Annotated in this window: 13 protein-coding genes; 11 read left to right on the forward strand and 2 right to left on the reverse strand. The window is 58.8% G+C overall.

Annotated features, from left to right (window positions below):
- Positions 1-3 precede the first annotated feature (3 nt).
- The gene (nuoM, locus tag ACRDD5_RS19140; RefSeq protein WP_438677685.1) at positions 4-1,533 is read left to right on the forward strand and encodes an NADH-quinone oxidoreductase subunit M; all 1,530 of its coding nucleotides are present in this window, start codon (positions 4-6) and stop codon (positions 1,531-1,533) included.
- Between the two features lie 6 nt (positions 1,534-1,539).
- Positions 1,540-2,997, forward strand: a complete 1,458-nt coding sequence (nuoN, locus tag ACRDD5_RS19145; protein ID WP_438677686.1) for an NADH-quinone oxidoreductase subunit NuoN — start codon at positions 1,540-1,542, stop codon at positions 2,995-2,997.
- Positions 2,998-3,084: 87 nt separating this feature from the next.
- On the opposite strand, the gene ACRDD5_RS19150 is transcribed toward nuoN, so the two are convergent.
- Positions 3,085-4,089, reverse strand: a complete 1,005-nt coding sequence (locus tag ACRDD5_RS19150) for a chemotaxis protein (protein WP_438677687.1) — start codon at positions 4,087-4,089, stop codon at positions 3,085-3,087.
- A 66-nt stretch (positions 4,090-4,155) separates the two neighbouring features.
- A complete protein-coding gene (rnz, locus tag ACRDD5_RS19155; protein ID WP_438677688.1) occupies positions 4,156-5,073 on the reverse strand; it encodes a ribonuclease Z in 918 nt (305 codons plus the stop codon).
- A 71-nt stretch (positions 5,074-5,144) separates the two neighbouring features.
- On the opposite strand from rnz, the gene ACRDD5_RS19160 reads away from it, so the two are divergent.
- The 9 genes from ACRDD5_RS19160 (at position 5,145) to ACRDD5_RS19200 (ending at position 14,103) form a co-directional block, all read left to right on the forward strand.
- On the forward strand, positions 5,145-5,597 hold the full coding sequence (locus ACRDD5_RS19160; protein ID WP_438677689.1) for a GNAT family N-acetyltransferase: 453 nt from the start codon (positions 5,145-5,147) through the stop codon (positions 5,595-5,597).
- Between the two features lie 71 nt (positions 5,598-5,668).
- The gene (gene elaB / locus ACRDD5_RS19165; RefSeq protein ID WP_142486542.1) at positions 5,669-5,974 is read left to right on the forward strand and encodes a stress response protein ElaB; all 306 of its coding nucleotides are present in this window, start codon (positions 5,669-5,671) and stop codon (positions 5,972-5,974) included.
- Between the two features lie 92 nt (positions 5,975-6,066).
- The gene (gene menF / locus ACRDD5_RS19170) at positions 6,067-7,362 is read left to right on the forward strand and encodes an isochorismate synthase MenF (RefSeq protein ID WP_438677690.1); all 1,296 of its coding nucleotides are present in this window, start codon (positions 6,067-6,069) and stop codon (positions 7,360-7,362) included.
- 88 nt (positions 7,363-7,450) lie between these two features.
- Positions 7,451-9,121, forward strand: a complete 1,671-nt coding sequence (menD, locus tag ACRDD5_RS19175; protein ID WP_271282824.1) for a 2-succinyl-5-enolpyruvyl-6-hydroxy-3-cyclohexene-1-carboxylic-acid synthase — start codon at positions 7,451-7,453, stop codon at positions 9,119-9,121.
- Positions 9,118-9,894, forward strand: coding sequence for a 2-succinyl-6-hydroxy-2,4-cyclohexadiene-1-carboxylate synthase (gene menH / locus ACRDD5_RS19180; RefSeq protein ID WP_438677691.1), 777 nt, complete (start codon positions 9,118-9,120; stop codon positions 9,892-9,894). The genes menD and menH overlap by 4 nt, the downstream gene beginning before the upstream one ends.
- Positions 9,891-10,748: a 1,4-dihydroxy-2-naphthoyl-CoA synthase gene (menB, locus tag ACRDD5_RS19185; protein ID WP_271282822.1), complete on the forward strand. Its 858-nt coding sequence runs from the start codon at positions 9,891-9,893 to the stop codon at positions 10,746-10,748. Before menH ends, menB begins: the two co-directional genes overlap by 4 nt.
- Positions 10,748-11,713 carry an o-succinylbenzoate synthase gene (menC, locus tag ACRDD5_RS19190; RefSeq protein WP_438677692.1) on the forward strand — a complete coding sequence of 322 codons (966 nt, stop codon included), beginning with the start codon at positions 10,748-10,750 and terminating at the stop codon, positions 11,711-11,713. The genes menB and menC overlap by 1 nt, the downstream gene beginning before the upstream one ends.
- Positions 11,710-13,077, forward strand: a complete 1,368-nt coding sequence (menE, locus tag ACRDD5_RS19195) for an o-succinylbenzoate--CoA ligase (RefSeq protein WP_438677693.1) — start codon at positions 11,710-11,712, stop codon at positions 13,075-13,077. Before menC ends, menE begins: the two co-directional genes overlap by 4 nt.
- A 93-nt stretch (positions 13,078-13,170) precedes the next feature.
- Positions 13,171-14,103 (forward strand): Rpn family recombination-promoting nuclease/putative transposase, encoded by a 933-nt coding sequence (locus tag ACRDD5_RS19200; protein ID WP_438677694.1) that lies wholly within the window; start codon positions 13,171-13,173, stop codon positions 14,101-14,103.
- The last annotated feature ends 7 nt before the right edge of the window (positions 14,104-14,110 follow it).

A 14,110-nucleotide genomic window follows, 5' to 3' on the forward strand; every position in this document is an offset into this window, starting at 1 on the left:
GCCATGTTATTACCCTGGCTAATCTTAATTCCCTTCATTGGTGGGTTCCTGTGCTGGCAGACCGAACGCTTTGGCGTGAAGATGCCGCGCTGGATTGCGCTGATCACCATGGGATTGACGCTTGCGCTTGGCCTGCAACTTTGGTTGCAGGGCGGCTATTCACTGACCCAGTCTGCGGGCCTGCCGCAGTGGCAGTCTGAATTTATCCTGCCGTGGATCCCGCGTTTCGGCATAACCATTCATCTGGCGATTGATGGCCTGTCGCTGCTGATGGTGGTGCTGACTGGTCTCCTCGGCGTTCTGGCGGTACTGTGCTCCTGGCAAGAAATTCAAAAATACCAGGGCTTCTTCCACCTGAACCTGATGTGGATCCTCGGCGGCGTGATCGGCGTGTTCCTGGCCATCGACATGTTCCTGTTCTTCTTCTTCTGGGAGATGATGCTGGTGCCGATGTACTTCCTGATCGCGCTGTGGGGCCATAAGGCATCCGACGGTAAAACGCGTATCACGGCGGCAACCAAGTTCTTCATCTATACCCAGGCGAGCGGTCTGGTGATGTTAATTGCCATCCTGGCGCTGGTGTTCGTGCACTATAACGCGACCGGTGTCTGGACCTTCAACTATCAGGACCTGCTGAAGACGCCAATGTCGCACGGCGTGGAATACCTGCTGATGCTGGGCTTCTTCATTGCGTTTGCGGTGAAAATGCCGGTGGTTCCGCTGCACGGCTGGCTGCCGGATGCGCACTCTCAGGCACCAACGGCGGGTTCCGTTGACCTGGCAGGGATCTTGCTGAAAACCGCGGCCTACGGTCTGCTGCGTTTCGCGCTGCCGCTGTTCCCGAATGCTTCCGCAGAGTTTGCGCCGATTGCCATGTGGCTCGGTGTGATCGGTATCATCTACGGCGCCTGGATGGCCTTCACGCAGTACGACATCAAACGTCTGATCGCGTATACCTCTGTGTCCCACATGGGCTTCGTGCTGATTGCCATCTACACCGGCAGCCAGCTGGCGTACCAGGGCGCAATCATTCAGATGATTGCCCACGGGCTGTCGGCGGCGGGTCTCTTCATCCTGTGTGGCCAGCTGTATGAACGCCTGCACACCCGCGATATGCGTCAGATGGGCGGTTTGTGGAGCAAAATTAAATGGCTGCCGGCGATGTCGATGTTCTTCGCTGTGGCCACGCTGGGGATGCCGGGTACCGGTAACTTCGTTGGCGAATTTATGATCCTGTTCGGCAGCTTTAAAGTGGTGCCGGTCATTACGGTGGTATCAACCTTCGGTCTGGTATTCGCGTCCGTTTACTCTCTGGCGATGCTGCATCGCGCCTACTTCGGTAAAGCGAAGAGCGAAATCGCAGCGAAAGAGCTGCCGGGGATGTCACTGCGCGAACTGTTTATCATTCTGTTGCTGGTTGTGCTTCTGGTACTGCTTGGCTTCTATCCGCAGCCGATTCTGGATACCTCGCATTCTGCGATGGGCAATATCCAGCAGTGGTTTGTTAATTCTGCTTCTACTACAAGGCCGTAAATCGCCATGACTTTAACTCCACAACACCTGATTGCGCTGCTACCGCTGCTGATCGTCGGATTGACGGTGGTGGTAGTGATGCTCTCCATTGCGTGGCGACGCAATCACTTCCTGAATGCCACGCTGTCGGTTCTGGGCCTTAACGCCGCACTGGTCTCCCTCTGGTTTGTTGGCCAGGCGGGGGCGATGGACGTGACGCCGCTGATGCGCGTCGACGGTTTTGCCATGCTCTATACCGGGCTGGTTCTGCTGGCGAGCCTCGCAACCTGTACCTTTGCCTACCCGTGGCTGGAAGGTTACTACGACAACAAAGAAGAGTTTTACCTGCTGGTTCTGATTGCCGCACTGGGCGGGATTCTGCTGGCGAATGCCAACCACCTGGCAGCGCTGTTCCTCGGTATTGAGCTGATCTCTCTGCCGCTGTTCGGCCTGATTGGTTATGCCTTCCGCCAGAAGCGCTCTCTGGAAGCGAGTATCAAGTATACGATCCTGTCTGCTGCTGCTTCGTCCTTCCTGCTGTTTGGTATTGCGCTGGTGTATGCCCAGTCCGGTAACCTCTCTTTCATTGCCCTCGGCAAGAGCCTCGGCGACGGTATGCTGCATGAACCGCTGCTGCTGGCGGGTCTGGGCATGATGATTGTCGGTTTGGGCTTTAAACTGTCGCTGGTACCGTTCCACCTGTGGACACCAGACGTATACCAGGGCGCACCTGCTCCGGTTTCTACCTTCCTGGCGACGGCGAGTAAAATCGCTATCTTCGGTGTGGTGATGCGTCTGTTCCTCTACGCACCGGTTGGCGATAGCGAAGCGGTACGCGTGGTGCTGGGCGTTATCGCCTTCGTGTCAATCATCTTCGGTAACCTGATGGCGCTGAGCCAGACCAACATTAAGCGTCTGCTCGGTTACTCCTCCATCTCACACCTTGGCTACCTGATGGTGGCGCTGATTGCGCTGCAGAGCGGTCAGATGTCCATGGAATCCGTCGGTGTTTACCTGGCCGGTTATCTGTTCAGCAGCCTCGGCGCGTTCGGCGTGGTAAGCCTGATGTCCAGCCCATACCGTGGCCCGGATGCCGACTCCCTGTACTCTTACCGTGGCCTGTTCTGGCACCGTCCGATTCTGTCAGCAGTAATGACCGTGATGATGCTGTCGCTGGCGGGTATCCCGATGACGCTCGGGTTTATCGGTAAGTTCTACATCATTGCCGTCGGTGTGCAGGCGAACCTGTGGTGGCTGACCGGGGCAGTGGTTGTCGGTTCGGCAATCGGTTTGTACTACTACCTGCGCGTTGCGGTGAGTCTGTATCTGAATGCACCGCAGCAGCTTAACCGCGATGCGCCGACCAACTGGCAGTACAGCGCGGGCGGGATTGTGGTACTGATTTCAGCCCTGCTGGTACTGATTTTCGGTATCTACCCGCAGCCGCTGATAAGCCTCGTGCAGCACGCGATGCCGCTGATGTAAGGAAAAACAAAAGGCAACGAAAGTTGCCTTTTTTAATGTCTGTACCCTCTCCCGTGGGAGAGGGTATCAGGCCGCACAAGGGAAAAATCAAGCCAGCTGCTTACGGCTTATCAACGGCCCATCAATCTGCTTCGTTGCCCGCTCCAGCACTTCCTCAATCACCGAGGACAGCTCGTTCAGCTCAAACTTCGCCACGTAGCCATCGGCCTTCACCTTACGGATATGATCTTCGTTGGCATTGCCGGAAAGGGAAGAGTGGATCACCACCGGAATGGCTTTCAGGATCTCATCGGTTTTGATTTTACGCGTCAGGGTAAAACCGTCCATCTCGGGCATTTCGAGATCGGTCAGCACCAGTGCGATCTTATCGGTAATCGGCACCCCTTCTGCCTGCGCCTGCGCTGCCAGTACGCCAATCTTCTCCCACGCCTCTTTGCCGGTAATGTGCATTAGCGCCGGGATCTCCATCGCCTGCAGACCTTTTTCCAGCATTGAGCGCGCCACTTTCGAGTCTTCTGCCACAATCGCGACCGCACCCGGTTTGATGTTGAATTTCGGGGTGTTCAGATTGTTGGCGTGCAGATCGTGGTTGGCGGGAGTGATGTCGTACAGGATCTGCTCCACGTCCAACACCATGGCCAGATCGTTGGTGTCAGTTTTCTCGTCGAGACAGGCGATGCTGGTGATATAGCGGCCGCTGACGGCGGTTTCTGCCGCGTGCACCTGCTTCCAGTCCAGACGCATAATATTCTCGACCGACTCCACCGCGAAGGCCTGCACGCTGCGAGCATACTCGGTGATCAGCAGAATGTTCAGGCCTGTTGCAGGTTTACAGCCCGCCACCGCCGCCAGGTCGATAACCGGGATCACCTGGTCACGAATATTCACCATCCCCATCAGCGGCGACTTCATGCCCGCTGGTTTGGTGAAGGTGGGCATCGGCACAATCTCGCGAAGCTTAAAGACGTTGATGCCGAACAGCTCAGATTTGTTCTCATTCATAGATGTGCCGAGACGGAACAGCAACAGCTCAAAACGGTTCGACAGGGTCAGATTTGCCCTGTCATCAATGTCTTTCTGGAAATTATCCATGTTTTTCCTCATGTGAAAATGCCGACCTGCTGATCGTTATCGGCAGTGATGAGGAAAAATCGAGCGTTAAACGCGAACCGGAGTGAAATCGTGCGCCAGCTCGCAGTTGGCAAACACGGCGCGGCACTCCGCCAGCAGCATGGCGCAACCCTGAGCGTCATAGCGCGAGCTGACGTGGGTGATGACCAGCTTCCTGGCCTGCGCGTCGTGGGCCAGCTGTGCAGCCTGACGCGTTGAACTGTGGCCCCGGCTGTTGGCTTTCTCCTCCATTGCTGTCTCAAGCGTCGCCTCATGCACCAGCAGATCGACACCCTTCGCTAGCGCAAGCGCAGCCTCGCAGGGCGCGGTATCACCAAAAATCGCCAGTGTTTTACCGGGGCGAGGGGGGGAGAGGTAATCCGCGCCGTTAATGACCCGACCATCTTGCAGGGTGACGCGTTCCCCTCGTTTCAGCTGCTGATACAGCGGCCCGGAGGGAACGCCTGCGGCGGCGAGCGCCGCGCCATCCAGCGCGCCGGGTTTATCATGTTCTTCAATACGAAAGCCGTAGCACTCGACGGGATGGTTGAGCAATGCGGCGGTCACCGTCCAGGCATCGTCGCTGAACACGACCCCTTCACGTATCTCGATAATCTCCAGCGGATAGTCGGTCCACGAGCCGCTCAGACGCAGGCTGGTTTCGACAAACTCACGGATCCCGGTCGGGCCATAAATCGTCAGCGGGTGGACATTACCGGCCATCGAGCGGCTGCATAGCAGCCCCGGCAGGCCAAAAAGGTGATCGCCATGCAGGTGGGTAATAAAAATTTTATCCAGCTTGCCCGGATGGCTGGCGGTGTGCAGCATCTGATGCTGGGTACCTTCGCCGCAGTCAAACAGCCACAGCCCGCCGCGGGTCGGGTGCTGCAAATCAAGCAACATTGACGTAACATTGCGCGCACGGGTCGGCACGCCAGCGGATGTTCCCAAAAACAGCAGTTCCATAGTGCATTAGCCTCTGTGCCAGACGCGAAAAATCATGAGTATAACGGCAACCTGCCGATAAGGAGAAAGCGATGATTCAGTGGCAAGACCTGCACCACAGCGAACTGACTGTTCCCGAACTGTACGCCTTGCTCAAGCTGCGCTGCGAAGTCTTTGTGGTTGAGCAGACCTGCCCCTATCAGGATATCGACGGCGACGATCTGCTCGGCGAGAACCGGCACATCCTCGGCTGGAAAGATAACCAGCTGGTGGCGTATGCGAGGATTCTGAAAAGCGACGATGATTTTTCACCGGTGGTGATTGGCCGGGTGATTATCAGCAGCCAGGCGCGGGGTGAAAAGCTGGGGTACGCGCTGATGGAGCAGACCCTGATATCTTGCGAAAAACAGTGGCCGGACAAAGCGTTATATCTCGGCGCGCAGGCGCATTTGCAGCCGTTTTATGCCCGCTTTGGCTTTGCGCCGGTCACTGAAATCTACGACGAAGATGGCATCCCGCATATCGGAATGGCGAAAGAAGCATAGCGGACAGCGCAAGCGAAATCGGCAGGCATTGTCTATAGTTAGCGGACTGATGCAACCACATGGAGAAAACTATGTCCTTCCAATCCTCGGAAACGCACGTTGATGATGATCTGACGCTGTTAAGTGAAACGCTGGAAGAAGTCCTCCGTTCTTCAGGCGATCCGGCCGATCAAAAGTACATTGAGCTGAAGGCGCGTGCTGAACAGGCGCTGCACGACGTGAAGACGCGCGTGAGTCAGGCGTCGGACACTTACTACTATCGGGCCAAAAAAGCGGTCTACCGCGCGGATGACTATGTCCGTGAAAAACCCTGGCAGGGCATAGGGGTTGGTGCTGCCGCGGGTCTGGTTCTGGGTATTCTGCTCGCCCGCCGTTAATCTGCACACCACCTTTCCCTGCCAAAACGTGGGTACTGCTTTTTCAGGCCAGTACCCCGTATAATGTGAGGTTTTAGCGGGGAGAGGTTCACGTGCATTCGATTTCCATCGCGCTGGAAGGCCTTGCCGGACAGCTGGCAGCCGCGTTTCCCGACGCACCAGGCCTGCATCATCTTGATGTCTCTTTCGCGCTTAACGATGCGTTCGATCCTCTCGCCTGGCTGAATGCCCAGGTCAGTTACCCGCAATTCTACTGGCAGCAGCGTAACGGCGATGAAGAGTACGCCGCGCTGGGGGCAGTTAACCGCTTTTCGTCTTTATCCGCTGCCCGTCAGTTCTTACTGCACTTCCCCGCCTATCCCGATACCCGCGTCGTCGGCGTGAATGCGTTCGACCCCCGACAGGGCGATCTGTTTTTACCGCGCCTGCTGTGGCAGCGCTGCGGCGGTCTTGCCACGCTGCGTCTGCAGCTCTGGAGCGACACCTCGCTTAACGACGACGCGCAGCGTGCGCGCGATTTTCTGCAGACGCTGCGTGACCTCACGGCGATTGCGCCGCTCAGCCAGCAGGTGATGAGTGAAACGCATCGGCCCGACAAAACCGGCTGGATGAATCTCATTACCCGGGCGACAGAGGCAATTGCGCAGGGTGAGTTTGATAAAGTGGTGCTGGCCCGGGTCACGGATCTGCAGTTTGACGGTGGGGTGAATCCGGCCGCACTGATGGCAGCCAGCCGTCAGGTTAATTTTCAGTGCTACCACTTTTTGATGTGCAGCGATGCCGACAACGCGTTTCTGGGGTCATCCCCGGAACGGCTGTGGCGGCGTCGGGGTTCGCTCCTGCGCACCGAAGCGCTTGCCGGCACGGTCGCCAGCCACCACGACGACGCGCACGCCGCCCGGCTGGGCCACTGGCTAATGAACGACGACAAGAACCAGCGTGAAAACATGCTGGTGGTAGAAGATATTTGCCAGCGCCTGCAGCGCGACAGCGGCGTACTGGATGTGCTCCCGCCGCAAATTGTGCGCTTGCGTAAGGTCCAGCATTTACGCCGCTGTATTTGGACGGCGCTGCAACAGCCCGACGATGCACAGTGTTTGCTTCTGCTGCAGCCCACGGCGGCAGTGGCCGGTTTGCCGCGCCGTGCCGCCTGGGATTTTATCGCCCGCAATGAACCGTTCGACCGGGAGGGATATGCCGGTTCGGCAGGCTATCTTTCGCTGGCGCAGAGTGAGTTCTGCGTGGCGCTGCGCTCGGCCCGGGTGCAAAAAACCAGCGTGCGCCTGTACGCCGGGGCAGGGATCGTCAGCGGTTCCGACCCCGAGCAGGAGTGGCAGGAGATCGAAAATAAAGCCGCCGGACTGCGCACTCTCCTCCTAAAGGATTAATACTGAGTCGTCCTTTCCCGATTCATATCAAAATTACATCTTTTTCTATTATTTATACTTAGTCGCAATATTGATACCGGACAATTCCATGTCAGTGAGTTCTTTTAACCGACGCTGGGCGGCGGTGATCCTTGAAGCCCTGACCCGCCATGGCGTCAGGCATATTTGCATCGCACCGGGTTCGCGTTCTACGCCGCTGACCCTGGCCGCCGCTGAAAATCGCGCCTTTATTCATCACACCCATTTTGATGAACGCGGTCTAGGCCATCTGGCGCTCGGGCTGGCAAAAGCCAGCAATGCGCCGGTGGCGGTGATCGTGACCTCGGGCACCGCGGTGGCGAATCTCTATCCGGCACTGATTGAGGCCGGACTGACTGGCGAAAAGCTGGTGCTGCTGACTGCGGATCGCCCACCGGAGCTGATCGACTGTGGCGCCAACCAGGCCATTCGTCAGCCGGGTATCTTTGCCTCGCACCCTTCCGACACGCTGTCGCTGCCGCGGCCCACCCGCGATATTCCCGCACGCTGGCTGGTGTCGACGGTGGATAACGCCCTCTCAGCTCTGCGCGCGGGCGCACTGCACATCAACTGTCCGTTTGCCGAGCCGCTGTATGGCGAAATGGATGATGCCGATCTTGACTGGCAGCAGGCGCTGGGCGACTGGTGGCGAAGCGATAAACCCTGGCTGAAGACCCCGGTAGAGCTCTCAAGCCCGAAACAGCGCGACTGGTTTTTCTGGCGGCAGAAGCGCGGCGTGGTGGTGGCTGGCAGAATGAGCGCTGCCGAAGGCAAACTGGCGGCAGAGTGGGCGCAAACCCTGGGCTGGCCGCTGATTGGCGATGTGCTCTCCCAGACCGGACAGCCGCTGCCGTGCGCCGACCTGTGGCTCGGTAATGCGAAAGCAACAACTGAACTGCAGGAAGCGCAGATTGTGATTCAGCTTGGCGCCAGCCTGACCGGTAAACGGCTCCTGCAGTGGCAGGCCAGCTGCACCCCGGAAGAGTACTGGCTGGTGGATACCCAGGAAGGACGGTTGGATCCGGCGCATCATCGTGGCCGTCGGCTGATTTCGAACGTGGCGAACTGGCTGGAGCAGCATCCCGCGGAGAAACGCGCCCCGTGGGCCACTGCGATCCCCGGGCTTTCTCATCAGGCGTGGCAACTTACGGCAGAGCGCAGTGAAGCCTTCGGTGAAGCACAGCTGGCGCATCATATTCGTCGCTATCTGCCCGAGCAGGGGCAGCTGTTTGTCGGTAATAGCCTGGTAGTGCGTCTGATTGATGCTTTATCCCGGCTCCCGGCGGGTTATCCGGTCTTTAGCAACCGGGGAGCCAGCGGAATTGATGGTCTGATCTCAACTGCAGCCGGGGTCCAGCGCGCCAATGCCCGCCCGACGCTGGCCATCGTTGGCGATCTGTCGGCCTTGTACGACCTGAACGCGCTGGCGCTGCTGCGACAGACCTCTGCGCCGTTTGTGCTGATGGTTGTCAACAATAACGGCGGGCAGATTTTCTCTCTGTTGCCGACGCCGCAGAGCGAGCGCGAGCGCTTTTATCTGATGCCGCAAAACGTGCAGTTTGAACATGCGGCGGCGATGTTCAGCCTGCGCTATCAGCGCCCGGAAAGCTGGGCGGAGCTGGAGACCGCGCTGAACGCGGCGTGGAGCAAACCAAGAACTACGCTTATCGAAGTTGTTGTTAATGACAGCGACGGGGCGCAGATGCTGCAAAACCTGCTGGCACAGGTCAGCCACCTATGATCCTCGCTGGCGAGCCGCAGGCAGGCAGTGCGGAACAACCCTGGCTGGTGTTCCTGCACGGTTTTTCCGGCGATCGCCGCGAATGGCAGCAGGTCGGCGAGGGCTTTGACGCCTGGCCCCGGCTGTATCTGGATCTGCCAGGCCACGGCGATTCTGCGCACATCGCCGTGAATGATTTTCCCGCAGTCAGCGCGCTGCTGAATGCTACTCTTGTTAGTTACAACATACTCAGGTACTGGCTGGTGGGGTACTCCCTCGGCGGCCGCATTGCCCTGTATCACGCCTGCCAGCATCCGAACGGACTGCAGGGGCTGATAGTCGAAGGGGCACATCCGGGGCTGGGCGACGAGCAACAACGTGCAAGCCGTCGAGCCTCTGACACCCGTTGGGCGGCCCGCTTCAGACACGAGCCTCTGGAGGCGGTGTTTGCCGACTGGTATCAGCAGCCCGTATTCGCTCACCTAACGGATGAACAACGCCAGCTGTTGATCGCGCTGCGTAGCCGCAACAATGGCGCAACTCTGGCCGCCATGCTGCAGGCCACCTCGCTGGCGGCACAACCCGATTTACGGCCTGCGCTCGCTGCGTGCGCGGCCCCGTTTTACTTTATTTATGGTGAGCGTGACGACAAGTTCAGGCGTATCGCGAGTGAACTTGCCGCCATTTGCCATGAAATTCCGTATGCCGGACATAACGCCCATCGGGAAAACCCCCGTGTGGTGGCCGAGCGTATGACTCAGATACTCCGTCTTCCCATTAAGGACACTCTATGATCTACCCTGATGAAAACATGCTGTACGCCCCGGTGGAATGGCAGGACTGCTCCGAAGGTTATTCCGACATTCGTTATCATAAATCGACAGACGGGATCGCCAAAATCACCATCAACCGCCCGCAGGTACGCAATGCGTTTCGCCCGATCACCGTTAAAGAGATGATCCAGGCGCTGGCGGATGCGCGCTATGACGACAACATCGGCGTCATCGTGCTGACCGGGGAAGGTGAACTGGCCTTCTGCGCCGGTGGAGATCAGAAGGTTCGTGGTGACTACGGCGGCTATCAGGATGATTCCGGGGTGCATCACCTCAACGTGCTCGACTTCCAGCGTCAAATCCGTACCTGCCCGAAACCGGTAGTAGCGATGGTCGCAGGCTACTCTATCGGCGGCGGTCACGTGCTGCACATGATGTGTGACCTGACGATTGCAGCAGAAAACGCCATCTTCGGCCAGACCGGACCGAAAGTCGGCTCCTTCGATGGCGGCTGGGGCGCATCCTACATGGCGCGCATCGTCGGGCAGAAAAAAGCGCGTGAAATCTGGTTCCTGTGCCGTCAGTACAATGCCCAGGAAGCGCTGGACATGGGCCTGGTTAACACCGTCGTACCGGTTGCCGAGCTCGAAAAAGAGACCGTGCGCTGGTGCCGTGAAATGCTGCAGAACAGCCCGATGGCGCTGCGCTGCCTGAAAGCGGCTCTGAATGCCGACTGCGACGGTCAGGCCGGTTTGCAGGAGCTGGCGGGTAACGCCACCATGCTGTTCTACATGACCGAAGAGGGTCAGGAAGGACGCAACGCTTTCAATGAGAAGCGTCAGCCGGACTTCAGCAAATACAAACGGAATCCGTAATGCGCCGCGCGCAGGTTTACCGCTGGCAGATACCGATGGACGCGGGGGTAGTACTGCGCGACAGGCGGTTAAAAACCCGGGACGGACTGTTTGTTCATCTGCAAATCGCCGACCGGGAAGGATGGGGCGAAATCGCCCCTTTGCCGGGCTTTAGCCGCGAATCGCTGGAAGACGCCGAAGCTGCGCTGCGGGCGTGGAGCCTTGCCTGGCGCGACGGCGGTGAGCCGCTGCTGTCGGGCCTGCCGTCGGTGGATTTTGGTATCAGCTGTGCGCTGGCGGAACTGAACGGAACCTTGCCGGAGGCGGCGGACTATCGCGCTGCGCCGCTCTGCACCGGCGATCCAGACGAACTGTTTGCCGTACTCGCCGCCATGCCGGGCGAGAAGGTGGCAAAAATCAAGGTTGGCCTGTATGAAGCGGTCCGCGACGGCATGGTGGCGAACCTGCTGCTGGAAGCCATCCCGGATCTGTACCTGCGCCTCGATGCCAATCGCGCCTGGACGCCGCTGAAAGCGCAGCAGTTTGCGAAATACGTCAACCCGGCCTACCGGGATCGGATTGCCTTTCTCGAGGAGCCGTGCAAAACCCGCGCGGACTCGCTGGCATTCGCTCGTGAGACCGGGATTGCCATTGCCTGGGATGAAAGCCTGCGCGAAGACGACTTCCGGTTTATCGCGGAGCCGGGGGTGCGTGCTGTGGTGATCAAACCCACGCTGACCGGCAGTATCGCAAAGGTGCGTGAGCAGGTGAACGCCGCACAGGCGCAAGGGCTGACGGTGGTGATCAGCTCGTCGATTGAGTCGAGCCTCGGCCTGACCCAACTGGCGCGGATCGCGGCCTGGCTCACGCCAGACACGGTACCCGGGCTGGATACGCTGAACCTGATGCAGGCGCAGCTGCTGCGATGCTGGCCGGGCAATACGCTACCGCAGCTGGGCCATGAGGCGCTGGAGCCGCTGCTATGATTTTTACCGACTGGCCATGGCGACACTGGCGGGCAGAGCATGCCGACAAACCGGCGCTGCGGCTGAACGGGGAGCGTCTGAGCTGGAACCAGCTCTGCCAGCGTATTGACACGCTGGTGAGCGGTTTTGTGCAGCAGGGCGTGCGTGAAGGTGATGGGGTGATGCTACAGGCGCACAATCATCCCGATACGCTGCTGGCGTGGCTGGCGCTGTTGCAGTGCGGGGCGCGCATCCTGCCGGTGAATCCGCAGCTGCCCGGTCCGTTGCTCGAAACCCTCCTGCCGTCCTTAACGCTGCGTTTTGCGCTGGTGCTCAACGGCGATGGCGGTTATCCCGATCTGTTGCCGCTGAGGATGGTGAATCAGCATGGCAGTGCCGGGGTGGTCTGGCAGCCGGCGCGGCTGGCGACCATGACGTTGACCTCGGGCTCGACCGGACTGCCGAAAGCGGCGGTTCATACTTGTGCGGCACACGTTGCCAGCGCTGACGGTGTCCTGACGCTTCTCCCCTACAGGGCTGATGACGACTGGCTGCTCTCTCTGCCGCTGTTCCACGTTTCCGGGCAGGGCATTCTCTGGCGCTGGCTGGTGGCCGGTGCCAGACTGACCGTTTGCGAAAAACAGCCTCTGGAACAGATGCTGCAGGGCTGTACCCATGCTTCGCTGGTCCCCACCCAGCTCTGGCGTCTGCTCAATTCCGGGGGGAACGTGGCGTTAAAAGCGGTCCTGCTAGGTGGCGCGGCGATCCCAGTCGACCTGACGCGTCGGGCGGCGAGCCGCGGCATTCGCAGCTGGTGCGGGTATGGCCTGACGGAATTTGCCTCGACGGTGTGTGCCAAAGAGGCGGATGGTAAAGCTGATGTTGGCTATGCATTGTCCGGTCGCGACGTGCAACTGGTCGATGGCGAAGTGTGGATCAAGGCCGCCAGTATGGCCAGCGGCTACTGGCGTGACGGTAAGCTCTTGCCAATCGACAATGCGCAGGGCTGGTTTGCCACCCGCGATCGCGGTGAGATGACGGACGGACGTCTGACGATCCTCGGGCGGATGGACAATCTCTTTTTCAGCGGCGGGGAAGGGATCCAGCCGGAAGAGGTCGAGCGCGTGATCGGCACTCACCCGCAGGTCAGTCAGGTGTTTGTGGTGCCTCTCGACGATGCCGAATTTGGTCAACGGCCGGTGGCGGTCGTTGAGTGCGAAAGTGGGGCAGACATTGCTCAGTTGCCTCACTGGATAAGCGACAAGCTGGCGCGTTTTCAGCAGCCAGTACACTGGCTGGTGCTACCTGGCGAGCTGAAAAATGGCGGCATTAAAATTTCCCGCCGCGCCCTGCAACAGTGGGTTCATCAGTCGTTGAAGGGCTGAATTGCGAGCGGGCTCGGGGAAGGGAATCACCAGACTTCCCCCTTGCTTATCCTGTGCTATGTTGCGGCCAAAGTCACTGACGCAAGGGGAAATATGCACAGCCCATCTTCACCGACACCGCATGACGCGGTCTTTCGTCACCTCCTGTCGCAGGTCGATACCGCACGTGATTTTTTAGCCATTCATCTGCCTGAGACTCTGCGCGCGCTGTGCGATCTGTCGTCGCTGCGCCTGGAATCAGGCAGTTTTGTCGAAGAGGATCTGCGGCTCAGCTATTCCGACATCCTCTATTCCGTTAACACCACCGCTGGCGCAGGTTATGTGTACGCGCTGATTGAGCATCAAAGTTCTCCGGACCGGAACATGGCCTTTCGCCTGATGCGCTATTGCATCGCCGCCATGCAGCGTCATCTTGAAAAGGGCCACCGGGAGCTGCCGCTGGTGATCCCGCTGCTTTTCTATCATGGCAAGATCTCACCCTATCCGTGGTCATTACGCTGGCTCGACGGTTTTCAACAGTCGGCGCAGGCCGAGTCCCTCTATACCGGGGCGTTTCCACTGATTGATATCACCTGCCTGCCCGATGAAACCATCATGCAGCACCGTCGAGTGGCGATGCTTGAACTGCTGCAAAAGCACGTTCGTCAGCGGGATATGCTGGAACTTCAGGAGCAACTGGTCAGGCTACTAGCGCTGGGATACACTAGCAGCGCACAGCTAAAAACGTTGCTGAATTACCTTCTCCAGGCGGGACATACCACCGATCCTGCAGCGTTTTTGCATGCATTAGCACACAGGACGAACGATCATCAGCATAAGGAGACGTTAATGAATATCGCGCAATTTCTCCGGGAAGAGGGCAAGGCACAGGGTATTAGTCAGGGCCTGAGTCAGGGCCGAGCCGAGGGTATTGAGCAGGAGGCGCTTCGCATTGCGAAAGCGATGCTGAGTAACGGTTTAGCGCCAGAGATGGTGACAAAATTGACCGGTCTGGCACCTGAGATTGTCGAGCAGGCCAGACATTAAGCGTGCA

The organism is Silvania sp. (genome assembly GCF_051656365.1).
GTDB lineage: Bacteria > Pseudomonadota > Gammaproteobacteria > Enterobacterales > Enterobacteriaceae > Enterobacter > Enterobacter hatchlandensis.